The sequence below is a fragment of the Pseudomonas sp. 9.2(2024) genome, assembly GCF_039695385.1.
In the GTDB taxonomy this organism is placed as follows: domain Bacteria; phylum Pseudomonadota; class Gammaproteobacteria; order Pseudomonadales; family Pseudomonadaceae; genus Aquipseudomonas; species Aquipseudomonas paraglycinae.
In genome coordinates this window covers 184,343-207,303 of sequence record NZ_CP155585.1, presented here as the reverse complement: position 1 = coordinate 207,303, position 22,961 = coordinate 184,343, and the positions used below count along the sequence as shown (strand labels likewise).

Genomic DNA, 22,961 nt, shown 5'->3' with positions numbered 1-22,961 from the left:
GACTAGTCTGATGTCCTTCCCGGTCAAACGGGAAGGGGCTCCTCACGGGGCACCATGAAACGATTTGTTTTACCGCTTTAATCTAAAAAACCTAAACCATACGACGTAAAAGTCGGGAGGAAAGATGGAAACTGTAGTTGGTCTAACCGCTATCGCTGTTGCACTGTTGATCGGCCTGGGCGCACTGGGTACCGCAATTGGTTTCGGCCTGCTGGGCGGCAAGTTCCTGGAAGGCGCAGCGCGTCAGCCAGAAATGGTTCCAATGCTGCAAGTTAAAATGTTCATCGTTGCCGGTCTGCTCGACGCCGTAACCATGATCGGTGTTGGTATCGCTCTGTTCTTCACCTTTGCGAACCCGTTCGTTGGTCAGATCGCTGGCTAATCATTCGGATCTCCGAGTGATTTGGTGTGATGGACAACGTAACTGCGAGGTGTTGGCGTGAACATTAATGCGACCCTGATTGGCCAGTCCGTTGCGTTCCTGATTTTTGTACTGTTCTGCATGAAGTTCGTATGGCCTCCGGTCATCGCAGCTCTGCACGAACGTCAAAAGAAGATCGCTGATGGTCTGGACGCTGCCAGCCGTGCAGCTCGCGACCTGGAGTTGGCCCAAGAAAAAGCGGGTCAGCAACTGCGCGAAGCGAAAGCTCAGGCAGCTGAAATCATCGAGCAAGCCAAGAAACGCGGTAACCAGATTGTCGAAGAGGCCGTTGAAAAGGCCCGCATCGACGCTGACCGTGTGAAGGTTCAGGCTCAAGCCGAGATCGAACAGGAACTGAACAGCGTCAAAGACAAGCTGCGCGCCCAAGTGGGCTTGCTGGCTGTCGGCGGCGCCGAGAAGATCCTGGGTGCCACAATCGATCAAAACGCGCACGCAGAGCTGGTTAACCAACTGGCTGCTGAAATCTAAGCGAGGGCGATCATGGCAGAACTGACCACGTTGGCCCGACCTTACGCTAAGGCGGCCTTCGAGCACGCTCAGGCCCACCAGCAACTGGCCAATTGGTCAGCCATGCTCGGCCTGGCAGCAGCGGTGTCGCAAGACGACACCATGCAGCGCGTGCTCAAGGCCCCGCGACTGACGAGCGCAGAAAAGGCCGCCACGTTCATTGACGTGTGCGGCGACAAGTTTGATGCCAAGGCACAGAACTTCATCAATGTCGTTGCCGAAAACGACCGTCTCCCGCTTCTGCCGGAGATCGCCGCTCTGTTTGACCTGTACAAGGCCGAGCAAGAGAAATCGGTAGACGTTGAAGTGACCAGTGCTTTTGCATTGAACCAAGAACAGCAAGACAAACTCGCCAAGGTTCTCAGTGCACGACTCAACCGGGAAGTGCGCCTGCAAGTCGAGGAAGACAGCTCCCTTATCGGGGGGGTGGTCATCCGCGCCGGCGACCTGGTTATCGATGGCTCGATTCGCGGCAAAATCGCGAAACTTGCCGAAGCATTGAAATCTTGAGTTTGAAGGGGCAGCAGAGCAATGCAGCAACTCAATCCTTCCGAAATAAGTGAAATTATCAAGGGCCGCATCGAAAAGCTCGATGTGACCTCCCAAGCCCGTAACGAAGGCACTGTCGTCAGCGTATCTGACGGTATCGTGCGGATTCACGGTCTGGCCGACGTCATGTACGGCGAGATGATCGAGTTTCCGGGCGGCGTCTACGGTATGGCCCTCAACCTGGAGCAAGACTCCGTAGGTGCCGTTGTACTGGGCGCGTACACCAGTCTGGCTGAAGGCATGAGCGCCAAGTGCACCGGCCGCATCCTCGAAGTTCCGGTTGGTAAGGAACTGCTGGGTCGCGTTGTCGACGCACTGGGTAACCCTGTTGACGGCAAAGGTCCACTGGGCAACACCGAGACCGACGCGGTCGAGAAAGTTGCTCCGGGCGTGATCTGGCGTAAGTCGGTAGACCAGCCTGTACAGACTGGCTACAAGGCTGTCGATGCCATGATCCCTGTCGGCCGTGGCCAGCGTGAGCTGATCATCGGTGACCGTCAGATCGGTAAAACCGCTCTGGCGATCGACGCGATCATCAACCAGAAAGACAGCGGCATTTTCTGCGTCTACGTGGCAATCGGTCAGAAGCAATCGACCATCGCCAACGTGGTTCGCAAGCTGGAAGAAAACGGTGCACTGGCTAACACCATCATCGTTGCAGCGAGCGCTTCGGAATCTGCAGCACTGCAATTCCTGGCTCCGTACTCCGGTTGCACCATGGGTGAATTCTTCCGCGACCGCGGTGAAGACGCGCTGATCGTTTATGACGATCTGTCCAAGCAAGCAGTGGCTTACCGCCAGATTTCCCTGCTGCTGCGCCGTCCACCAGGCCGTGAAGCTTACCCAGGCGACGTGTTCTATCTCCACTCCCGTCTGCTGGAGCGCGCATCCCGCGTTTCGGAAGAGTACGTAGAGAAGTTCACCAACGGCGCAGTGACCGGCAAAACCGGTTCCCTGACCGCACTGCCGATCATCGAAACCCAGGCTGGCGACGTTTCCGCGTTCGTTCCGACCAACGTGATTTCCATCACCGACGGTCAGATCTTCCTGGAATCGGCCATGTTCAACTCGGGCATCCGCCCTGCAGTGAACGCCGGTGTTTCGGTATCCCGTGTGGGTGGTGCCGCTCAGACCAAGATCATCAAGAAGCTGTCCGGTGGTATCCGTACCGCTCTGGCTCAGTACCGTGAACTGGCGGCATTCGCCCAGTTCGCTTCTGACCTGGACGAAGCGACCCGCAAGCAACTTGAGCATGGTCAGCGCGTTACCGAGCTGATGAAGCAGAAGCAATACGCACCGATGTCGATCGCTGACATGGCGCTGTCGCTGTATGCCGCTGAGCGTGGGTTCCTGACTGACATTGAAATCGCCAAGATCGGCAGCTTCGAACAAGCGCTGATTGCTTTCTTCAACCGCGATCACGCCGACTTGATGGCGAAGATCAACGTTAAAGGTGACTTCAATGACGAAATCGACGCTGGCCTGAAGGCTGGTATCGAGAAGTTCAAGGCCACCCAAACCTGGTAAGCCGCAGCGGGAGCCGCAAGGCTCCCGCTTGCTAACCTGATAGGTGTTACATGGCAGGCGCAAAAGAGATTCGCAGTAAGATTGCGAGCATCAAAAGCACGCAAAAAATTACCAGCGCCATGGAAAAAGTGGCGGTCAGCAAAATGCGCAAGGCACAAATGCGCATGGCTGCTAGCCGTCCTTATGCGGAGCGTATCCGCCAGGTAATTGGGCATCTGGCCAACGCCAACCCGGAATACCGCCACCCGTTCATGATCGATCGCGAAGTAAAGCGCGTCGGTTATGTCGTCGTGAGCAGTGACCGTGGTCTGTGCGGCGGCTTGAACACCAACCTGTTCAAGGCCCTGGTCAAGGACATGGCGGTAAACCGCGAAAACGGCGTCGAGATCGATCTGTGTGTCGTTGGTAGCAAGGGTGCGGCCTTTTTTCGCAACTTCGGCGGTAACGTCGTTGCAGCTATCAGCCACCTGGGTGAAGAGCCGTCGATCAATGATCTGATCGGCAGCGTCAAGGTGATGCTGGATGCCTACCTGGACGGCCGTATTGACCGCCTGTCCGTGGTATCCAACAAGTTCATCAACACCATGACGCAACAGCCTACCGTGGAGCAGTTGATTCCACTGGTGGCGACCCCGGATCAGGAACTCAAGCACCACTGGGACTACCTCTACGAACCAGACGCCAAAGAGCTGCTTGACGGCTTGATGGTGCGTTACGTGGAGTCGCAGGTGTACCAGGCGGTGGTCGAGAACAACGCGGCTGAACAGGCTGCGCGGATGATCGCGATGAAGAACGCTACCGACAACGCCGGTGATTTGATCAGCGATTTGCAGCTGATCTACAACAAGGCGCGTCAGGCTGCGATCACCCAAGAGATCTCGGAAATCGTCGGCGGCGCTGCCGCGGTTTAACGGTTCAAATATTCAGAGGATCCAGCTATGAGTAGCGGACGTATCGTTCAAATCATCGGCGCCGTTATCGACGTGGAATTTCCACGCGACAGCGTACCGAGCATCTACGACGCCTTGAAGGTTCAAGGCGCCGAAACCACTCTGGAAGTTCAGCAGCAGCTGGGCGACGGCGTGGTTCGTACCATTGCGATGGGCTCCACCGAAGGCTTGAAGCGCGGTCTGGACGTCAACAACACTGGCGCAGCCATCTCCGTACCGGTCGGTAAAGCGACTCTGGGCCGGATCATGGACGTACTGGGCAACCCGATCGACGAAGCTGGCCCGATCGGCGAAGAAGAGCGCTGGGGTATCCACCGCGCCGCTCCTTCCTTCGCTGAACAGGCCGGTGGCAACGAGCTGCTGGAAACAGGCATCAAGGTTATCGACCTGGTTTGCCCGTTCGCCAAGGGCGGTAAAGTCGGTCTGTTCGGTGGTGCCGGTGTAGGCAAGACCGTAAACATGATGGAACTGATCCGTAACATCGCCATCGAGCACAGCGGTTATTCCGTGTTCGCCGGTGTGGGTGAGCGTACTCGTGAGGGTAACGACTTCTACCACGAGATGAAGGACTCCAACGTTCTCGACAAGGTAGCCCTGGTCTACGGTCAGATGAACGAGCCACCGGGAAACCGTCTGCGCGTAGCGCTGACCGGTCTGACCATGGCCGAGAAGTTCCGTGACGAAGGTAACGACGTTCTGCTGTTCGTCGACAACATCTATCGTTACACCCTGGCCGGTACCGAAGTATCCGCACTGCTGGGCCGTATGCCTTCGGCAGTAGGTTACCAGCCGACCCTGGCAGAAGAGATGGGCGTGCTGCAAGAGCGCATCACTTCGACCAAGCAAGGTTCGATTACTTCGATCCAGGCCGTATACGTACCAGCGGACGACTTGACTGACCCGTCGCCAGCGACCACGTTTGCTCACCTGGACGCCACCGTCGTTCTGTCCCGTGACATCGCTTCCCTGGGTATCTACCCGGCGGTAGACCCACTGGACTCGACTTCGCGTCAGCTGGACCCGAACGTGATCGGCAACGATCACTACGAGACAGCTCGTGGTGTTCAGTACGTGCTGCAGCGTTACAAAGAGCTGAAGGACATCATCGCGATCCTGGGTATGGACGAGCTGTCGGAAGCCGACAAGCAGTTGGTAAACCGTGCTCGTAAGATCCAGCGCTTCTTGTCGCAGCCGTTCTTCGTGGCTGAAGTCTTCACCGGTGCTTCGGGTAAATACGTTTCCCTGAAAGACACCATTGCTGGCTTCAAAGGCATCCTCAACGGTGACTACGACCACCTGCCAGAACAAGCGTTCTACATGGTCGGCGGCATCGAAGAAGCGATCGAGAAAGCCAAGAAACTGTAATCCAGGCGCCCGGCAACGGGCGCTAATTTAGGTTGAGGCAATCAGATGGCTATGACAGTCCATTGCGACATCGTCAGCGCGGAAGGAGAAATCTTTTCCGGCCTGGTCGAGATGGTGATTGCGCACGGTGCTCTGGGTGATCTTGGTATCGCTCTGGGCCACGCGCCGCTGATCACTAATCTGAAGCCAGGTCCGATCCGCCTGATCAAGCAAGGCGGGGAAGCCGAGGTGTTCTACATCTCCGGTGGTTTCCTCGAGGTTCAGCCGAACATGGTCAAGGTGCTTGCCGATACCGTGCAACGTGCCGCCGACCTGGATGAAGCTCAGGCTCAAGCAGCTCTCAAGGCTGCCGAAGCTGCTCTGCATGAGAAGAGCGCAGATTTCGACTACGGAGCTGCATCCGCACGTCTGGCCGAGGCTGCAGCTCAGCTGCGCACCGTCCAGCAGATCCGCAAGAAGTTTGGCGGTTAATCCGTCAGCCACTTGTTGTGCGATTGATAAAAAAGGGTAGCCTCGGCTACCCTTTTTTCTTTTCAGAATTCCCGAAACCCCGGTCGCAGTTGCTGACCACCCAGGATTGGTAGCCAGTCATGTCTCTTGAAATCGTTATCCTCGCGGCCGGTCAAGGCACCCGCATGCGTTCCGCGCTGCCAAAAGTGCTGCACCCGATTGCCGGCGACTCCATGCTCGGTCATGTTATCCACAGCGCCCGTCAACTTGATCCACAGCGCATCCATGTCGTCATCGGCCATGGTGCGGATGTAGTACGCGAACGTCTGGCCGCAGACGACCTGAACTTCGTGTTGCAGGACAAGCAGCTGGGCACCGGCCACGCCACGGCCCAGGCTGTTCCGTTCATCACGGCCGATACCGTACTGATTCTCTACGGTGACGTGCCGTTGATCGAGGTCGAGACCTTGCAGCGTCTGCTCAAGCACGTTGTACCGGGGCAAATGGGTCTGCTCACCGTCGAACTGGACGACCCCACGGGTTATGGCCGCATCGTGCGCGACGCCGACGGCAAGGTGGCCGCCATCGTTGAGCACAAAGACGCCAGCGAAGCACAACGGGCGATCACCGAAGGCAATACCGGCATCCTGGCTGTGCCGGCCAATCGCCTGGCGGACTGGATGAGTCGCCTGTCGAACAACAACGCGCAGGGCGAGTATTACTTGACCGACGTGATCGAGATGGCAGTCAACGACGGCCTGACTGTCGCCACCGAACAACCGCACGACCCGATGGAAGTGCAGGGCGCCAACGATCGCAAACAGCTTTCCGAGCTGGAGCGTCATTATCAGTTCCGCGCCGGTCGTCGCCTGATGGCTCAGGGTGTCACTCTTCGCGATCCTGCCCGGTTTGATGTACGTGGCGAAGTGACCGTCGGTCGCGACGTGCTGATCGATATCAACGTGATTCTCGAAGGCAAGGTCGTCATTGAGGACGACGTGGTCATCGGCCCGAACTGCGTGATCAAGGACAGCACCCTGCGCAAAGGCGTGGTGGTCAAGGCCAACAGCCACATCGAAGGTGCGGTGTTGGGTGAAGGCAGCGATGCCGGCCCGTTTGCCCGTCTGCGTCCGGGCACTGTGCTGGAGGCCCGCGCCCATGTGGGTAACTTTGTCGAACTGAAAAACGCGCGCATGGGCGAGGGCGCCAAGGCTGGACACCTGACTTACCTGGGCGACGCCGAGATCGGTGCGCGAACCAACATCGGCGCCGGCACCATCACCTGCAACTACGACGGCGCCAACAAGTGGAAAACCGTGTTGGGCGAAGATGTATTCATCGGCTCCAACAACTCGCTGGTAGCGCCTGTGGATATCTCCGCCGGTGCAACCACTGCGGCCGGTTCGACCATTACCCAGAATGTGGATAACGCGCAGTTGGCGGTTGGTCGGGCACGGCAGAAGAACATCGATGGCTGGAAGCGGCCTGAGAAGATCAAGAAGAGCTGAGTTATCCACAATGCTCGATGTATGAAAAAGACCGCCGCCGGCGGTCTTTTTTATTGGGCACGTCTTGACGATTTGCAGCTGATAGGTTTTGATTGCTTCCGTTATCTTTCGAATCGAAACTTAGTAGCCCATGTCGAAACGCAATACACCTCAGCGTCGTCACAACATTCTGGCTTTGCTTAATGAGCAGGGCGAAGTGAGTGTGGACGAACTGGCCAAGCGCTTCGAAACTTCGGAAGTTACGATTCGCAAGGATCTCGCTGCTCTGGAAAGTCACGGTCTGTTGCTGCGCCGTTACGGGGGAGCGATCACCATGCCTCAAGAGTTGGTGGCAGACGTCAGTCAGAACGTTTCCAAATACAAACAGGCGATTGCCCGCGCCGCGGTTACACGCATCCGCGAGCACGCCCGCATCATCATCGACAGCGGCAGCACCACCGCCGCCATGATTCCCGAGCTTGGCCAGCAGCCAGGCCTGGTGGTGATGACCAATTCCCTGCACGTGGCCAACGCCCTGAGCGAGCTCGAACACGAGCCGGTACTGCTGATGACCGGCGGTACGTGGGATCCCCACTCGGAATCCTTTCAGGGCCAGGTCGCCGAGCAGGTACTACGCTCTTACGACTTCGATCAGTTGTTTATTGGTGCCGATGGCATCGACCTGGTGCGCGGCACCACCACTTTCAATGAGCTACTCGGCCTGAGCCGGGTGATGGCGGAAGTGGCGCGGGAAGTGATCGTGATGGTCGAGGCCGACAAGATCGGCCGCAAGATTCCCAACCTGGAGCTGCCATGGAGCAGCGTCCATACCCTAATTACCGATGATCGCCTGCCCCTTGAGGCACGCGCTCAGATTCAGGCTCGCGGTATCAACTTGATTTGCGCGACTGTCAGTCAGGAGAAATAAGCATGTGTGGAATTGTCGGCGCGGTAGCTGAACGTAACATCACCGCCATTCTGGTCGAAGGCCTCAAGCGCCTCGAATACCGGGGTTATGACAGCGCCGGTGTGGCGGTGTACACCAATGACGGCACTCTGGAACGCACCCGTCGTGTGGGCAAGGTCAGCGAACTCGACGCGGCGCTCGCCGAACATCCGCTGGTAGGCCGTCTCGGCATTGCCCACACCCGTTGGGCCACTCACGGTGCGCCGAGCGAGCGCAATGCCCACCCGCATTTCTCCGGTGACGTTGCCGTCGTGCACAACGGCATCATCGAAAACCATGAGGCGCTGCGTGAACAACTCAAGGCGCTGGGCTACGTGTTCACCTCGGACACCGACACCGAAGTCATCGCCCACCTGCTGACTGAAAAGCTCAAAAATCTGCCGGACCTGACCGACGCCCTGAAGGCCGCGGTCAAGGAACTGCATGGCGCCTACGGTCTGGCGGTTATCCACGCACAGCAGCCGGATCGACTGGTCGCAGCCCGCAGCGGCAGCCCGCTGGTGATCGGTCTGGGCCTGGGCGAGAACTTCCTCGCTTCCGACCAACTGGCCCTGCGTCAGGTCACCGACCGTTTCATGTACCTGGAAGAGGGCGATATCGCCGAAATCCAGCGTGACAAGGTGCAGATCTGGGACGTGAGCGGCAAAGCCGTCGAGCGCCAGACCGTCCAGTACACCGATGGCGCCGAAGCCGCCGACAAAGGCGAGTTCCGTCACTACATGCTCAAGGAAATCCACGAGCAGCCATCCGTGGTGCAGCGCACCCTGGAAGGTCGATTGAGTTCGGATCAGGTGCTGGTGCAGGCGTTTGGCCCGCAAGCGGCCGAACTGTTCGCCAAAGTGCGCAACGTGCAGATCGTGGCGTGCGGCACCAGCTACCACGCCGGCATGGTTGCCCGTTACTGGCTCGAAGAGCTGGCCGGCATTCCATGCCAGGTCGAAGTCGCCAGCGAGTTCCGCTACCGCAAGGTAGTGGTGCAGCCGGACACCCTGTTCGTCACCATTTCCCAGTCCGGCGAAACCGCCGACACCCTGGCTGCGCTGCGCAACGCCAAGGAACTGGGTTTTCTGGGCAGCCTGGCGATCTGCAACGTCGGCATCAGCTCGCTGGTACGCGAATCCGACCTGACCCTGCTGACCCAAGCTGGTCGTGAAATCGGCGTGGCCTCGACCAAGGCGTTCACCACACAATTGGTTGGTCTGCTGCTGCTGACCCTGTCTCTCGGTCAGGTGCGCGGTACATTGGGCAAAGGCGTTGAAGCCACGCTGGTCGAAGAGCTGCGTCGTCTGCCAACCCGTCTGGGCGAAGCGCTGGCCATGGACAGCACGGTGGAAAAAATCGCAGAGCTGTTTGCCGAGAAAAACCACACCCTGTTCCTGGGCCGTGGCGCGCAATTCCCGGTGGCGATGGAAGGGGCCTTGAAGCTCAAGGAAATCTCGTACATCCACGCCGAAGCCTATCCGGCTGGCGAACTGAAACACGGCCCGCTGGCGCTTGTGGATAACGACATGCCGGTGGTCACCGTCGCACCGAACAACGAACTGCTGGAGAAGCTCAAGTCCAACCTGCAGGAAGTCCGCGCCCGCGGCGGCGAACTGATCGTGTTCGCTGACGAGAAAGCCGGGATGACCAACGGCGAAGGCACCCACGTGGTGCAGATGCCGCACATCCACGACATCCTGTCGCCGATCCTTTACACCATTCCGCTGCAATTGCTGTCGTACTACGTTGCTGTGCTCAAGGGCACGGACGTGGATCAGCCGCGCAACCTGGCGAAGTCGGTGACGGTGGAATAAGTTATCCACAGTTGAATCACCCCCATAAAATCGCAGCTTCGGCTGCGATTTTTTTATCCGGATCGAGGGCACCATGGATCGCTTCCAGGAAATGCAAGTCTTCGCCATCGTTGCCCAGGAGCAGGGCTTCTCCGCTGCCGCGCGGCGCCTGGGTTTGTCGGCAGCCAGCGTGACCCGGGCGGTGGCGGGGCTGGAGCAGCGAATTGGTACGCAGTTGTTGATCCGTACCACCCGCAGCGTGCATTTGAGCGAAGCGGGTCTGCGTTATCTGGAAGACTGTCGGAGAATTCTCGCCGAGGTGCAGGAAGCGGAGGATTCCGCTGCCGGCAGTCATACCCAGCCCCGTGGGCAGTTGACGGTGACGGCGCCAGTTTTATTCGGAGAACAGTTCGTCACGCCGGTAATGGCGCGTTATCTGACGCAATACCCGGACGTTTCCATCAATGCCCTGTTGCTCGACCGGGTGGTGAACATGGTCGAGGAGGGCGTCGACGTCGCGGTGCGCATCGGCGAGTTGCCGGACAGCAATCAGCATGCGATCCGGGTCGGTGAGGTGCGGCGGGTGATTTGTGGTTCGCCGGAATACTTTGCGGTCCATGGCCGGCCGACCCATCCGCAGGCCTTGGCCGGGGCGCCGGTGGTGGCGACGTCGGCCATCGGCCAGCAGCGCAGTTGGCCATTCATGGAAAACGGTGAGCTCATTGGCGTAAAACCGGAGCCGCGTCTGGTGGTTACCGCCAATCAAGCTGCGATCACAGCGGCGTCGTTGGGTCTGGGGTTGACCCGGGTGCTGTCTTATCAGGTGGCCGGCAAGGTGGCTTCCGGCGAACTGGAAATCGTCCTCGCCGAGTTTGAACTGCCTGCTCTGCCGATCCATGTGGTGTATCAGGGCGGGCGCAAGGCGCCGGCGCGGATACGCAGTTTTGTCGACTTCATCGTGCAGGCGCTGCGCGAGCATCCGGCGCTGAAAAACGCTGCGTTATTTCATCCAGAGAAATAATGGATTGCATTTGCTGGTGATTCTGTTGTTTTCGCGATCAGGGGAAGATGGCTCCTACGGCCACCGTCCATCCTGAACGGCGCCATCATCCAGCGGAGTCGACCATGCAAGCGATCAAACTCTACAACTTCCCGCGTTCCGGCCACGCCCATCGCGTCGAGCTGATGTTGTCACTGTTGCAACTGCCGACCGAGCTGATCTTCGTCGATCTGGCCAAGGGCGAACATAAACAGGCGGCATATCTGGCCATCAATAGCTTCGGCCAGGTTCCGGCCATTGATGACAATGGTGTGGTGCTCGCGGACTCCAACGCGATTCTTGTCTACCTGGCACAGAAATACGGCAATGGCCGCTGGCTGCCAAGTGATCCGGTCGGCGCCGCGCACGTGCAGCGCTGGTTGTCGGCCGCCGCCGGGCCGATTGCTTTCGGGCCCGCTGCCGCACGCTTGATCACGGTGTTCGGGGCGAAGTTCAACGCCGAGGAGGTCATCACCCGTGCGCACAATTTTCTCAAGGTGATGGATGCGGAACTGGGCAAAACCCCGTACCTGACCGGCACTGAGCCGACCATTGCCGATGTCTCGGCCTACAGTTACATCGCCCATGCGCCGGAAGGCAATGTGTCGCTGGACGACTACGCTAACGTTCGCGCCTGGCTTTCGCGGATTGAGGCGCTGCCCGGTTTTGTCGGCATGCCACGCACCGTTGCCGGCCTGCAAACCACCGTCTGACATTCAATCTGCGCCGACGGCGCAGGGGAGAGACCGTGATGGAACGTTCACCGTGGCACGCTGGCGAGCAACAGTTGCAGGCCCATGTCGGCGTTGCCGAGCGCATGGAGGAATTCGGTCGTAAGGTGATTCGCACCTGGATGCCGGATCAACACCGCCAGTTCTATCAGCAATTGCCATTCATGCTGTACGGCGCGGTGGATGCCGAAGGTCGCCCCTGGGCCAGTGTGCTGGAGGGGGAGCCGGGCTTTGCTCACTCTCCCGAGCCGACGCAACTGCAGTTCGCAAGTCTGCCGGCTGCTGATGATCCTGCAAAGTTAAAGGCCGGCGCAGCGATCGGTCTGCTTGGGATCGAACTGCACACCCGCCGGCGCAATCGGCTAAATGGCCACATCGATAATTTCGATGCGAACGGCTTCGGGCTGACGGTCGATCAGTCGTTCGGCAACTGCCCGCAGTACATTCAATTGCGACAGTTTCAGCGAGTGCCGCTGACGGATCCGCAGACCCGCAAAGCCGAACACCGTGACAGCCTTGATGACGCCGCCATTGCACTGATTGAAAGTGCCGACACCTTCTTCGTCGCCAGTTATGTCGATGTCGACGGTGAGCGTTCGGTGGATGTTTCCCACCGCGGCGGTCAGCCCGGTTTTGTGCGGATCGAGGGTAATCGCCTGACGATCCCTGATTTTGCCGGCAACCTGCACTTCAATACGTTGGGCAACCTGCTCCTCAATCCCTTGGCCGGCTTGCTGTTCATCGACTTTTCCACAGGCGATGTGTTGCAGCTCAGCGGTCGCACCGAGATCATTCTCGAGGCGCCGCAGATCGAGGCCTTCCAGGGCGCCGAACGGTTGTGGACTTTCGAGGTGGAAAAACTGGTTCGGCGTCCGGCAGCGCTGGCTCTTCGCTGGCGCTTCGACGGCATGTCACCCACCAGCCTGCTGACCGGCAACTGGGCCCAGGCCGATGCACGATTGCAGGCCAAGGCATTGGGGGACAGCTGGCGGCCATTGCGCGTGGCAAAAGTCGAAATGGAAAGCCGTCACATCCGCTCGATCTATCTGGAGCCGGACGATGGCGCAGGACTGCCGGTGTTTCTCGCCGGGCAGCATCTGCCGCTTCGGTTCAACCTCGACGGTGAGGTGCACATCCGTACTTACAGCCTGTCGGGCGCGCCGTCGGATGATTTCTTCCGGATCAGCGTGAAACGCGAAGGGCGGGTATCGACCCACCTTCACGAAAAGATTCGCGTCGGCGACGTGCTGGAGGCGCGATTGCCCCAGGGGCATTTCACTGTAGCGGCGCTGGAACGTCGTCCATTGGTGCTGCTGGCTGCGGGCGTCGGCATCACGCCATTGCTTTCGATGCTGCGTGAGGTGGTGTATCAGGGCCTGCGGACGCGGCGGATTCGTCCGACCCTGTTTGTTCAAAGCTCCCGCAGCCTCGCCGACCAGCCGTTCCGCGCAGAGGTGGATCGTTTGCTGGAGGACGCCGGTGATGCCGTGAAGGTGTTGCGAGTGCTCAGCCAGCCGGAGGACGATCTGGTGCAAGGCGAGGATTACGATATTCGTGGCCGTATCGATGGCGATCTGTTGCGCAATCTGCTGACCGACGAGGACTTCGATCAGGTCGACTTTGTACTCTGCGGCCCCGGCGGTTTTACCCAGGGCATCTACGACACTTTGCGCGAACTGGATGTGCGGGACGGGCAGATCCATGCCGAAACCTTCGGCCCTTCGACCCTCAAGCGCCAACCCGATCCGGATGCGATCGTGATCGAGCAATTGCCCGCCGCGACCACATCGGTACCGGTGGTGTTCGAGCGTTCGGCCAAGGAAGCACGTTGGCAGCCCGACGGCGGCAGTTTGCTGGAGCTGGCGGAAAGCCGTGGATTGCGTCCGGAGTTCAGTTGCCGCGGTGGTTCGTGCGGCACCTGCAAGACCCGGCTGATCAGCGGCGCGGTGAATTATCCACAGCCTCCGGCTGAAGTGCCGGAGGAGGGGCAGGTGCTGATTTGCTGCGCGGTGCCGGCGCAGAGTGCCCAGTCGCTGGTGCTGGATCTGTAAGGGATCAGGCGTAGGACAACGCCTTTTCCTCCAGCAGCTCCTGATACAACTCGGTCCACTTGCGGCCCATTTCGTCGGCTGTGAATAACTGCCGATAGCGGGCCTCTGCCTTGAGGCCCATTTCGGCGGCGCGGGCCGGGTTTTCCCACAGGGTGCGCATCGCTTCGCGAAACGCCTGGGGATGACTCGGTGGCACCACCAGCCCGGTTTCGTTGTGGATATTGATGTAGCTGGTGCCGGTGCCGATCTCGCTGGAAATCATCGGTTTGCCGTACATCGCGCCTTCGAGCAGAGAAATGCCGAACGCTTCCGAGCGCAGGTGCGACGGGAAGACGATGGCGTAGCTCAGTTGCAGCAGGGCGACCTTGTCTTCATCGCTCAGACGGCCGAGGAAATGAATGTTTTTCAGGCCAAGCGCGGCGGCCTGGGCGTGCAGCTCCTGCTCCAGCGGGCCCGCGCCGACGATCACCACCGGGTAGTCAACGTCCTTCAAGGCATCAAGCAGGATGTGCAGGCCTTTGTAATAGCGCATCACCCCGACAAACAGGAAAAACTTATCCCCAAGCTGCTGGCGCCAGCGGTTCATGCGCTCGACATCGGCCTGTGGATAACCTGCCTTGTTCAAGCCATAAGGGATGACGCGGGTCTTGTCCTGGAATTGCTGCAACACATCGCTGGTGTGCAGATAGTTAGGCGAGGCCGCGACAATCCGGTCGGCGCTGGCGAGGAAGCGGTTCATCAGCGGGCGATAGAGCTTTAGCAGGTGCTTCTGGCGAATGATGTCCGAGTGGTACGTCACCACCGTCGGTTTGTTCACGCCGCTGGCGAAGTGCACCAGATCCATGAACGGCCACGGGAAGTGGTAGTTGATCACGTCGGCTTCGGCGGCCAGTTCGCGAAACTGCTTGAACACGCTCCAGGAAAAACCGGTGGAGGCGAACTGGATATCCAGTTTTGCCCGATGCACTTCGTGCTGGCCGAGACGCACCACAGCAGGCTCTGGATTGGCGCTAAGGGTCAGCACCTGGCCGTCGATGCCGTGCTGGGCGCCGCTCTCGCAGAGTTGAAAGATCACTTGTTCGATACCGCCGACCGAGTCAGGCAGGTACGTCTTGAAAAAATGCAGAACCCGCATTCAACCTCCCATGGCCTGGAGGTAGGCGCCGGCCGTGGCCTGCGCGCAACGCTTCCAGGGAAAAAGCCGTGCCTGCTGCAATCCGGCTTTCCGGCATGCCTGCCAGTGCGCTTGATCTTCGATCAGTCGGCTCATCGCATCACGCAAGCCGTCTGCATCGTCAGCTTCAATATAGTTGCCGGCGTCTCCCGCCACTTCCGGCATGGCCGAAGAGCGGGTGAGCACCACCGGCGTGCCGCTGGCCATCGCTTCCAGCACCGGCAGGCCGAAACCTTCATACAGCGACGGAAAAATCAGCGCCCGGGCGCCGGACAGCAATTGCGCGACTTGCTCATCGGGCAAGTAGCCGAGCAGGCACACGTGCCCGCAAGCCAGCGCCTGCTGCAATTCATCACTGAACTGGTCGCGCTGCCAGCCGGCCATGCCGACGATCAACAGCGGAAAACGCTGGCGTACCAGATCCGGCAACAGCGCGTGGGCGCGCAGAGCCAGGTTCAGGTTCTTGCGTGGCTCCAGAGTGCCGACGCAGAGGAAATACTCCCGGAACTCGACCGCATGGGCCTTGAGCACCGTGTCGATGTCTTCCGGCTCGCGCGGATGGAAACGCTCGGCAACACCCAGCGGCGCGACCACGAAACGCTCGGCAGGCAGTCCGAAATATTCCCGTGCCTCGTCAGCGATGGCTTGCGAGTCTGTCAGGATGATCCGTGCCCGGCGTACGCCGTCGGCGAGTCGTCGCTCGATTTCCCGCAGCCGTGCCGGCGGCTGGGTCTCGGGGAAATGCAGGTGCGTCAGATCGTGCAGGGTGATCACGGTCGGGCCATCGAAGGCCAGCGGCCACAGGCTCGGTTCGTGATACAGATCGACCGGGTGCGCCGGGCCCTGATCGAAGCGTTTCTGCTCCAGCCAGCGGCGGGCCTGATAGGCGCCGGGGATCTGCCGCAGCAATGGCGTCAGACGCGAATAACCGGGCATCGCTGCTTCCGGCAGCTGCGAACTCCAGCCCCAGCCATGGAAGAGCGCCACGTCGATATCGGTGTCCGCGTGCAAGGCATTTACCAGCTCGGCGACGTAATGGCCGATGCCGGTGCGCGGTGCCTGGAGAATCCGGGCGTTAAGGGCTATGCGCATGTTGCCTCGCTGGCACCTGAGGCGCCTCCAGCACATGGCGTGCGGTACGCTCGGCCAGTTGCGCGCTGGCTTCGCGCCAACCGTTCCACTGCCAGTCGCTGACATCGCGGGCGGCGGGGAATCGACCGCTGCGTTCAAAGGACTGCACCAGATCGGCGAGGCTTTGCGGGGCCTGCAGATCGAAATAGGCCATGAACTCACCGCCGATCTCGCGAAACACCGGGATGTCGCTGCCCATCGCCGGCAGCCCGCGCTGCATGGCTTCCACCAGCGGCAGGCCGAATCCTTCGACGAACGACGGAAACACCAGCGCGCTGGCATGGGCGTAGGCGTGTTCGAGGCTGGTGTCGCTCAGGTCGTTGAACATGAACAGGCGCCGGTTCAGTTCGGGATGATGGCGGATCCGGGCGAGCAGCGTGTCGCACTTCCAGCCAATGCGTCCGGCGATGCACAACCGGGCTTTCGAGCCGTCCGCCCAGGCATGATCAAAGGCATCCAGCAGATAGTCATGGTTCTTGCGCGGCTCGATGGTGCTGACCATCAGGAACACTGGCTCCGGCGTTGCGAACAGCCGTTCCAGACGCGGTTCGACGGCAGCTTCAACGCTCTGCAGATCCAGCTCGGAACCGAGGTGAAAATAGTCGAACCAGCGTTTGCCGGTCTGTTCCGATCCGAGGCGACGTTGCAGTTCTGCACGCACCTGATCGCGCACGGTGGCGGAAATCGCCATGAAACCGTCGGCGTTGTGGGCGATCCAGTCGAACCACTCGCTGTACACCTCGACCAGCCGCGTGTCGTAAAACTGCGGGTGGGACAGGGGAATCAGGTCGTAGATCACCGCGACGATGCCCAGACCTTCATGTTTGAGGCGTTCGGCGTGCAGAAAAAAGTCCGAATGCCAGGACGAGTCCAGCAACACCAGATGATCGCCGGGCTGGTGTTGCAGCGGCTCACAGCGTCGATCCAGTTGATAGCGATTGATCTGCTCGACCAACCGCAGTGGTATCCCGAATACACCGAACGACGTGAGGCGATAGCCGACGTACAACAAACGTCGTGTCAGCTTTGTTTGGCAGCGTGTGTCCAGCCGCTGATGCACTTGCCAGAAGCGGTGGGCAAGCCGTTCCAGGCGTTCGCCAAGCGTGGCGATGGTATTGAACAGCGGTGAGTCCAGCGGCGCCAGACGCGTCACACGGTACAGCCTGCCCTTGAGCAGGATCACCGGCACGCATTCGACCCCTTCGGCGCTCGGCGGCAGCTGTTTGATGACGTTGCGCACCACCCGCTGAATCCCCGAATTGACCTTCGGGTGTTTGAACACGTGGGTGCATTCGACCAGCAGCCGGGTCATGGCGCGCGCTCAGTCAGCGCAGCGGCGGTATGGCGGGTTATCGAAGCCTTGGCGTCGAGCCACGAGCAGCCGACAAAATTTTCCTGCCGGCCGTTGATCACATGAAACACCAGGCCATAGTCGCGCCACTCGAAGTTTCGATCCATATGAGAGTCCAGTCGCGACAGGCTCAGCGATACCGAGTAATTGCCCTTGCCCAGTCCCATCACGAAGGCAAAGCGATAGGTGAAACGTTCTCCGGCGTGCAGATCCGTCAGGGCTTTGTCGAGGCGATGGGTATTGATGCCATACATCATCTGGCCCAGGCGGTCCTTGATGAGAAAGCCGAGCACCATTCGTTCGATGTCGCTGCGCACCTCGACCTGTACTTCCAGCACTACCGGCTGACCGACCTCCGCTGCTTCGATGGAGCGCTCCTGTTCATCCAGCAGGCGCACCCCGAGGATGACGGCTTCTCCTGTGCCCGACACGGTCCGTACTTCGCCGCCGGCGAGCATTTCCTGACGCACGATCTGGCCTTCGCGTTCGGCCATCAGGGCGTTGTAGTAATCGAGCACCACTTCCGGCTTGTCGTACATGGCCATGTGGCCGTCCTTGAGCAGGATCGCCGAGTCGCAGATCGACTGGATCGCCGAGCGGTCGTGGGACACGATCAGCAATGTCGTGCCCGCCTTGCGGAAGCTGCGGATGCGATCGAAGCTCTTGTGCTGAAAGTAGGCGTCACCCACCGACAGTGCTTCGTCGACGATCAGGATGTCCGGTCGCCGTGCGGTGGCGACGCTGAAGGCCAGGCGCATCTGCATGCCGCTGGAGTAGGTGCGGACCGGATGGTCGATGGCCTCGCCGATTTCGGCGAAATGTTCGATCTCGGGCATCATCGCTTCGATTTCGTCGACCTGCAGACCCAGCAGTTGCCCGGCCATGATTGCGTTCTGGCGGCCGGTAAAGTCCGGGTGAAAGCCCATGCCCAATTCCAGCAATGCGGCGACGCGACCTTCAATTTCAATCTTGCCGCACGTGGGTTGAGTGGTGCCGGTGATCATCTTCAGCAAGGTGCTTTTACCCGCACCGTTGGCGCCGACGATGCCCACCGCCTCGCCGGAAGCGATTTCGAAAGCGACATCCTGCAGCACCCAATGCTGGTGGTGGCGCAGGGGCGAAAACGGGATCAGCCATTCCGCCAGGCGACTCCAGCGATTGGGATACTGCTTATAGGCCTTGCCCAGGCCGGTGACGCGAATATGTCCCATCAGAGTTCATCCACCATTTCACCGACACGCCTGCGAAACAGCCGCAGGCCGATCAGGCACATCACCAGCGCGGTGATGAACACCGGCAGCAGCGAACTCCAGACGGGCCACTGCCCATACAGGAACAGGTTCTGATAGCTGCCGATCAGGTTGGTCAACGGGTTGAGTTGCAGCAGCCGCTGAACCCACTCCGGCAGGATGCTCATCGGGTACACGATCGGCGTCAGCCAGAACCAGAACTGCAGGCAGATGGCGAAGAGCTGACCGACATCGCGAAAGAACACATTCAATACGCCGAGGATCATGCCCAGCCCGGCGCAGAACATCATTTGCAGCGCGATCAGGGGGATCAGCGCCAGCAGCGCCATGCCCGGCCAGCGCCCGGTGATCAGCAGAAAGCCGAGGAACAGGCCGATGATGATGGCGAAGTTGATTGCCGCGTTGCAGAGCACAATCACCGGCAGGCAGATTCTGGGGAAGCTGATTTTCTTCAGCAGGTTGGCGTTGTCCAGAAACATGGTCTGGCTGCGCAGGGTGATTTCAGAGAACAGCCCCCAGGCCAGCAGACCGGCGCAGAGGTAGACGCTGTAGGCCATGCTGTCATCCACGCCCGGCAGGCGTGCGCGCATGATGTGGGAAAAGATCACGGTGTAGACGATGATCATCGACAGCGGGTTGAACACGGGCCACAAGGCACCGAGCAGTGAATTGCGATACCGCGATTGAAACTCTCGCTGCACGCTGCCGAGAATGAAACCTCGATAGTCATGCAGCGAGCGATACAGGGAAAGCAGCATTTAAACCGTCCTGCCGTACTGGTCTTCGAAGCGGACGATGTCGTCCTCTCCCAGGTATTCGCCACTTTGCACTTCGATGATCACCAGGTCGATCACGCCGGGGTTCTCCAGACGGTGCTTGTGACCGGCGGCGATGAACGTCGATTCGTTCTTCGCCACCAGGGTCGTGCCGCTGCCGTTGTTGGTGACCTTGGCCATGCCTTCGACCACCACCCAGTGTTCGTTGCGGTGATGGTGCATCTGCAACGACAGCTTGCCGCCGGGTTTGACCACGATGCGCTTGATCTTGAAGCGCGGGCCTTCCTCGAGCACGGTGTAGGTGCCCCACGGACGGCTGACCGTACGATGCAGGCGATAGGCTTCGTGGGATTTGTCCTTGAGCTGCTTGGCCACGCGCCGCACATCCTGAGCACGGTCGGCGTGGGCCACCAGCACGGCGTCGGCGGTGTCGATGATGATCAGGTCTTCCACACCGACGGCGGCCACCAGCCGGCCTTCGCTTTGAACGAAGTTGTTGCGGCTGTCGATGAAGATCGCCTCGCCGCTCGCACGGTTGTTGTCAGCGTCGGCCGGCACCAGCGCCGCTACGGCACCCCACGAACCGATGTCGCTCCAGTCGAAACCGGCGGGCACCACCACGACTTTCTCCGAACGCTCCATCAATGCGTAGTCGATGGAAATGTCGGTGATCTCGGCGAACAGCTGCGGCGACAGTTCCTGTTGCAGATAACCCGTGGTTTCCAGCGGTTCGCTGGCGGCCATGCAGGCGCGGGTCTGTTCCAGCAACTCGGGGGCGTGCAGCGCCAACTCGGCGATCAGGGTCGCGGTGGTGAAACAGAACATCCCCGAGTTCCACAGGAAGTTGCCGCTCTCCAGATAATGGGTCGCGGTTTGCAGGTCGGGCTTTTCCACGAAGCGCTGCACCTTGGCTGCGCCGTTTGCGTCCAGTGGCGCGCCGGTTTCGATGTAGCCGAATCCGGTTTCCGGGGCGGTCGGCACCACACCGAAGGTCACCAGATAACCGTCTTTTGCCAGATTGACTGCATGTTCGACCGCGCTCTTGAGCGCGTCTTCGTTGACGATCAGATGGTCGGCAGGCATCACCACCATGATCGCTGCATCACCGTGCAGGGCTTGCAGCGACAGCGCTGCCGCCGCGATGGCCGGCGCGGTGTTGCGCCCGGTGGGTTCGAGCAGAAAGTGCCCGCGATGGCGTGAAAGGCGCGCGGCCTGATAGTGATCCTTGCTCTGGAAGTAGTAATCGCGGTTGGTCACCGTGACAATGTCGCCCCAGCCGTCCAGCAGCGCGGCGGCGCGCCGGTAGGTCTTGCCCAGCAGCGACTGGCCGTCGGGCAGGGTCATGAACGGCTTGGGATGGCCCTCCCGGGACACCGGCCACAAACGGGTGCCGGCACCGCCGGACAGAATCACGGGGATCAGCATGGCCTACTCCTTGGCGACGCGTTTCATGTCCGCATCCATCATCATGCGGATCAGGGTGTCGAGGTCGGTTTTCGGTTTCCAGCCCAGCACGCGCTGGGCCTTGGCCGGATTGCCGAGCAGCACTTCGACTTCCGCAGGGCGGAAAAACGCCGGGTCGATCTTCACGTAATCCCGATAGTTGAGGCCGACGTGATCGAAGGCGATGCGGCACATCTCGCGCACGGTGGTGGTGACGCCGGTGGCGACCACGAAATCGTCGGGCTTGTCCTGTTGCAGCATCAGCCACATGGCCTCGACGTAGTCACCGGCGAAGCCCCAGTCGCGCTTGGCATCGATGTTGCCCAGGGCCAGCTCCTGCTGTTTGCCCTGCTTGATCCGCGCCGCAGCGTCGGTGACCTTGCGGGTGACGAACTCGATACCGCGCAGGGGCGATTCATGGTTGAACAGGATGCCGCTGCTGGCGTGCAGGTTGAAGCTTTCGCGGTAGTTGACGGTGATCCAGTGGCCATAGAGCTTGGCCACGCCGTAAGGGCTGCGCGGATAGAACGGCGTGTTTTCGTCCTGTTGCTCGGCCTGGATCAGGCCAAACATTTCGCTGGTGGACGCCTGATAGAAACGCGTGTGCGGGCTGAACTGACGGATCGCTTCGAGCAAGTGAGTCACGCCCAGGCCGTCGACGATGCCGGTGGTTACCGGTTGGTCCCAGGAGGCGGCAACGAAGCTCTGGGCCGCCAGGTTATACACCTCGTCCGGCGCCGACTTGATCACCGCGCGCTGCACCGAGCAGGCGTCGGCCATGTCGCCGTCCAGGTAAACGATGTCGGCTTCAACGCCCATCTCGCGCAGACGCCAGCGCGAGTCGCTGCTGCGCCGTGCCACGAGGCCGTGAACCTTGTAACCCTTGTCGAGCAACAGTCTGGCCAGATACGCGCCATCCTGGCCGGTGATCCCTGTGATCAATGCACTTTTTGTCATTCTTGTCGTACTCGCGTCTCCCAGTCGGACAGGATCGCCCGCAGGGATTGTTGTGTAGTGATTTGCGGCGTCCATCCTGTGATCCGGGCCAGCCGTCGGTGGCTGCCGCAGACGCGACGCTGATCCGCGCGGCGCATACGTGCCGGATCCTGAACCAGTTGCAGCTTGACCTGGGCCAGGTCGCCCATCTGTTCGATGAGGCTGCGGATGCTTTGCTCATGGCCTGAGCAAATGTTGTACACCTGCCCCGGCGTGCCTTTTTCCAGCAGCGCGAAATAGGCCGAGACCACATCGCCGACGTCGAGGAAATCGCGGGTGACATCAATGTCACCGACTTCCAGTTGCGGCGCCTGCAGGCCTTGCTTGATACGGTTGATCTGCCGCGCGGCGCTGGCGATGACAAAACTGTCTTTCTGCCCGGTGCCGATGTGGTTGAACGGACGCGCGACCAGTACCGGCCAACCTTCGCTCAGCCCCCATTGCAGGCTGAGGAACTCCGCCGACAGCTTGCTGACTGCATAGGGATTGCGCGGGCAGGGTGGTTGTTGTTCGGTGATCGGCAGCGCGGGTTCTTCGACCTGGCCATAGACGTCGCCCGAGCTGACATACAGGAACGTGCCCTTGAAGCCGCGGGCCTTGAGGGCCTGCAACAGGTTCAGAGTGCCGAGCAGGTTGATGTCGAGAGTACGTGCCGGGTCGCGGAAAGCTTCGGGGACGAAGGTTTGTCCAGCCAGGTGAATGATCGCATCGGGCAGCTGCGGCCACAGATCGATAAGGCTGTCCGGTTTTGTCAGGTCGTAGGCCGAGGCGGCAGGCAGAAGCTGCCACGACGCGTCTTCCCCTTGCAGACGTGACTGGATGTGTTGTCCTACGAACCCACTGAGGCCCGTGATGAACAGACTTTTTTTCAAACAGCGACCCCTTGGTCTTTAACTTTCACCTCTTCCCACAGGCTTTAAGGGAATGTCTGTCAGACCCCTGGTAAAACCGGGCAGAACGGCAGGTGAAGTCATTGTTGTAGTTGTTTGACTGCCAATCT

General features: G+C 60.1%; 21 protein-coding genes. 13 read left to right on the top strand and 8 right to left on the bottom strand.

Annotation, left to right across the window (positions count from 1 at the left end):
* Positions 1-124 precede the first annotated feature (124 nt).
* The 13 genes from atpE to ABFB52_RS00880 all read left to right on the top strand — a co-directional run bounded on the left by atpE (position 125) and on the right by ABFB52_RS00880 (position 13,840).
* Positions 125-382 (top strand): F0F1 ATP synthase subunit C, encoded by a 258-nt coding sequence (gene atpE, locus ABFB52_RS00940; RefSeq protein WP_003097235.1) that lies wholly within the window; start codon positions 125-127, stop codon positions 380-382.
* Positions 383-439: 57 nt separating this feature from the next.
* Entirely contained in the window at positions 440-910 is a 471-nt protein-coding gene (locus ABFB52_RS00935; protein WP_011336718.1) for a F0F1 ATP synthase subunit B, read from the top strand.
* 12 nt (positions 911-922) lie between these two features.
* The gene (locus tag ABFB52_RS00930) at positions 923-1,459 is read left to right on the top strand and encodes a F0F1 ATP synthase subunit delta (RefSeq protein ID WP_011336717.1); all 537 of its coding nucleotides are present in this window, start codon (positions 923-925) and stop codon (positions 1,457-1,459) included.
* A gap of 21 nt (positions 1,460-1,480) precedes the next feature.
* Positions 1,481-3,025, top strand: a complete 1,545-nt coding sequence (gene atpA / locus ABFB52_RS00925) for a F0F1 ATP synthase subunit alpha (RefSeq protein ID WP_041073579.1) — start codon at positions 1,481-1,483, stop codon at positions 3,023-3,025.
* Positions 3,026-3,075: 50 nt separating this feature from the next.
* Entirely contained in the window at positions 3,076-3,936 is an 861-nt protein-coding gene (gene atpG / locus ABFB52_RS00920) for a F0F1 ATP synthase subunit gamma (protein WP_007954161.1), read from the top strand.
* A gap of 27 nt (positions 3,937-3,963) precedes the next feature.
* Positions 3,964-5,340, top strand: coding sequence for a F0F1 ATP synthase subunit beta (gene atpD / locus ABFB52_RS00915; RefSeq protein WP_007954162.1), 1,377 nt, complete (start codon positions 3,964-3,966; stop codon positions 5,338-5,340).
* A 45-nt stretch (positions 5,341-5,385) separates the two neighbouring features.
* Entirely contained in the window at positions 5,386-5,811 is a 426-nt protein-coding gene (locus ABFB52_RS00910) for a F0F1 ATP synthase subunit epsilon (protein ID WP_007954164.1), read from the top strand.
* Between the two features lie 119 nt (positions 5,812-5,930).
* Positions 5,931-7,298: a bifunctional UDP-N-acetylglucosamine diphosphorylase/glucosamine-1-phosphate N-acetyltransferase GlmU gene (gene glmU / locus ABFB52_RS00905; RefSeq protein WP_129972467.1), complete on the top strand. Its 1,368-nt coding sequence runs from the start codon at positions 5,931-5,933 to the stop codon at positions 7,296-7,298.
* Between the two features lie 130 nt (positions 7,299-7,428).
* Positions 7,429-8,205: a DeoR family transcriptional regulator gene (locus ABFB52_RS00900; protein WP_102687914.1), complete on the top strand. Its 777-nt coding sequence runs from the start codon at positions 7,429-7,431 to the stop codon at positions 8,203-8,205.
* 2 nt (positions 8,206-8,207) lie between these two features.
* Positions 8,208-10,040, top strand: a complete 1,833-nt coding sequence (glmS, locus tag ABFB52_RS00895) for a glutamine--fructose-6-phosphate transaminase (isomerizing) (RefSeq protein ID WP_102687915.1) — start codon at positions 8,208-8,210, stop codon at positions 10,038-10,040.
* A 73-nt stretch (positions 10,041-10,113) separates the two neighbouring features.
* Positions 10,114-11,040, top strand: a complete 927-nt coding sequence (locus ABFB52_RS00890; RefSeq protein ID WP_085747999.1) for a LysR family transcriptional regulator — start codon at positions 10,114-10,116, stop codon at positions 11,038-11,040.
* Between the two features lie 104 nt (positions 11,041-11,144).
* Complete coding sequence (locus tag ABFB52_RS00885) at positions 11,145-11,771, top strand: glutathione S-transferase (RefSeq protein WP_064379665.1); 627 nt, start codon at positions 11,145-11,147, stop codon at positions 11,769-11,771.
* A 38-nt stretch (positions 11,772-11,809) separates the two neighbouring features.
* Entirely contained in the window at positions 11,810-13,840 is a 2,031-nt protein-coding gene (locus ABFB52_RS00880; protein WP_129972466.1) for a pyridoxamine 5'-phosphate oxidase family protein, read from the top strand.
* A gap of 4 nt (positions 13,841-13,844) precedes the next feature.
* Here the strand turns inward: ABFB52_RS00880 and ABFB52_RS00875 are convergent, their stop codons facing one another.
* From ABFB52_RS00875 to ABFB52_RS00840, 8 genes are read right to left on the bottom strand one after another with little or no spacing between them, the layout of a single operon-like run.
* Positions 13,845-14,975 (bottom strand): glycosyltransferase family 4 protein, encoded by a 1,131-nt coding sequence (locus ABFB52_RS00875; RefSeq protein ID WP_085747997.1) that lies wholly within the window; start codon positions 14,973-14,975, stop codon positions 13,845-13,847.
* Positions 14,976-16,106: a glycosyltransferase family 1 protein gene (locus ABFB52_RS00870; protein ID WP_129972465.1), complete on the bottom strand. Its 1,131-nt coding sequence runs from the start codon at positions 16,104-16,106 to the stop codon at positions 14,976-14,978.
* On the bottom strand, positions 16,090-17,457 hold the full coding sequence (locus tag ABFB52_RS00865) for a glycosyltransferase family 1 protein (protein ID WP_129972464.1): 1,368 nt from the start codon (positions 17,455-17,457) through the stop codon (positions 16,090-16,092). The genes ABFB52_RS00870 and ABFB52_RS00865 overlap by 17 nt, the downstream gene beginning before the upstream one ends.
* Positions 17,454-18,707: an ABC transporter ATP-binding protein gene (locus ABFB52_RS00860; protein ID WP_102687920.1), complete on the bottom strand. Its 1,254-nt coding sequence runs from the start codon at positions 18,705-18,707 to the stop codon at positions 17,454-17,456. Before ABFB52_RS00860 ends, ABFB52_RS00865 begins: the two co-directional genes overlap by 4 nt.
* Entirely contained in the window at positions 18,707-19,504 is a 798-nt protein-coding gene (locus ABFB52_RS00855; protein WP_085747994.1) for an ABC transporter permease, read from the bottom strand. The genes ABFB52_RS00860 and ABFB52_RS00855 overlap by 1 nt, the downstream gene beginning before the upstream one ends.
* Entirely contained in the window at positions 19,505-20,947 is a 1,443-nt protein-coding gene (locus ABFB52_RS00850) for a mannose-1-phosphate guanylyltransferase/mannose-6-phosphate isomerase (RefSeq protein WP_129972463.1), read from the bottom strand.
* Positions 20,948-20,950: 3 nt separating this feature from the next.
* Positions 20,951-21,922: a GDP-mannose 4,6-dehydratase gene (gene gmd / locus ABFB52_RS00845; protein WP_007954189.1), complete on the bottom strand. Its 972-nt coding sequence runs from the start codon at positions 21,920-21,922 to the stop codon at positions 20,951-20,953.
* On the bottom strand, positions 21,919-22,833 hold the full coding sequence (locus tag ABFB52_RS00840) for a GDP-mannose 4,6-dehydratase (RefSeq protein WP_129972462.1): 915 nt from the start codon (positions 22,831-22,833) through the stop codon (positions 21,919-21,921). The genes gmd and ABFB52_RS00840 overlap by 4 nt, the downstream gene beginning before the upstream one ends.
* Between the last annotated feature and the right edge of the window lie 128 nt (positions 22,834-22,961).

Excerpts from the sequence above, each read along its gene's own strand:
- atpE (WP_003097235.1), top strand. The coding sequence starts at position 125 with ATGGAAACTGTAGTTGGTCTAACCGCTATCGCTGTTGCACTGTTGATC.
- ABFB52_RS00930 (WP_011336717.1), top strand. The coding sequence starts at position 923 with ATGGCAGAACTGACCACGTTGGCCCGACCTTACGCTAAGGCGGCCTTC.
- atpA (WP_041073579.1), top strand. The coding sequence starts at position 1,481 with ATGCAGCAACTCAATCCTTCCGAAATAAGTGAAATTATCAAGGGCCGC.
- atpG (WP_007954161.1), top strand. The coding sequence starts at position 3,076 with ATGGCAGGCGCAAAAGAGATTCGCAGTAAGATTGCGAGCATCAAAAGC.
- atpD (WP_007954162.1), top strand. The coding sequence starts at position 3,964 with ATGAGTAGCGGACGTATCGTTCAAATCATCGGCGCCGTTATCGACGTG.
- ABFB52_RS00910 (WP_007954164.1), top strand. The coding sequence starts at position 5,386 with ATGGCTATGACAGTCCATTGCGACATCGTCAGCGCGGAAGGAGAAATC.
- glmU (WP_129972467.1), top strand. The coding sequence starts at position 5,931 with ATGTCTCTTGAAATCGTTATCCTCGCGGCCGGTCAAGGCACCCGCATG.
- ABFB52_RS00900 (WP_102687914.1), top strand. The coding sequence starts at position 7,429 with ATGTCGAAACGCAATACACCTCAGCGTCGTCACAACATTCTGGCTTTG.
- glmS (WP_102687915.1), top strand. The coding sequence starts at position 8,208 with ATGTGTGGAATTGTCGGCGCGGTAGCTGAACGTAACATCACCGCCATT.
- ABFB52_RS00890 (WP_085747999.1), top strand. The coding sequence starts at position 10,114 with ATGGATCGCTTCCAGGAAATGCAAGTCTTCGCCATCGTTGCCCAGGAG.
- ABFB52_RS00885 (WP_064379665.1), top strand. The coding sequence starts at position 11,145 with ATGCAAGCGATCAAACTCTACAACTTCCCGCGTTCCGGCCACGCCCAT.
- ABFB52_RS00880 (WP_129972466.1), top strand. The coding sequence starts at position 11,810 with ATGGAACGTTCACCGTGGCACGCTGGCGAGCAACAGTTGCAGGCCCAT.
- ABFB52_RS00875 (WP_085747997.1), bottom strand. The coding sequence starts at position 14,975 with ATGCGGGTTCTGCATTTTTTCAAGACGTACCTGCCTGACTCGGTCGGC.
- ABFB52_RS00870 (WP_129972465.1), bottom strand. The coding sequence starts at position 16,106 with ATGCGCATAGCCCTTAACGCCCGGATTCTCCAGGCACCGCGCACCGGC.
- ABFB52_RS00865 (WP_129972464.1), bottom strand. The coding sequence starts at position 17,457 with ATGACCCGGCTGCTGGTCGAATGCACCCACGTGTTCAAACACCCGAAG.
- ABFB52_RS00860 (WP_102687920.1), bottom strand. The coding sequence starts at position 18,707 with ATGGGACATATTCGCGTCACCGGCCTGGGCAAGGCCTATAAGCAGTAT.
- ABFB52_RS00855 (WP_085747994.1), bottom strand. The coding sequence starts at position 19,504 with ATGCTGCTTTCCCTGTATCGCTCGCTGCATGACTATCGAGGTTTCATT.
- ABFB52_RS00850 (WP_129972463.1), bottom strand. The coding sequence starts at position 20,947 with ATGCTGATCCCCGTGATTCTGTCCGGCGGTGCCGGCACCCGTTTGTGG.
- gmd (WP_007954189.1), bottom strand. The coding sequence starts at position 21,922 with ATGACAAAAAGTGCATTGATCACAGGGATCACCGGCCAGGATGGCGCG.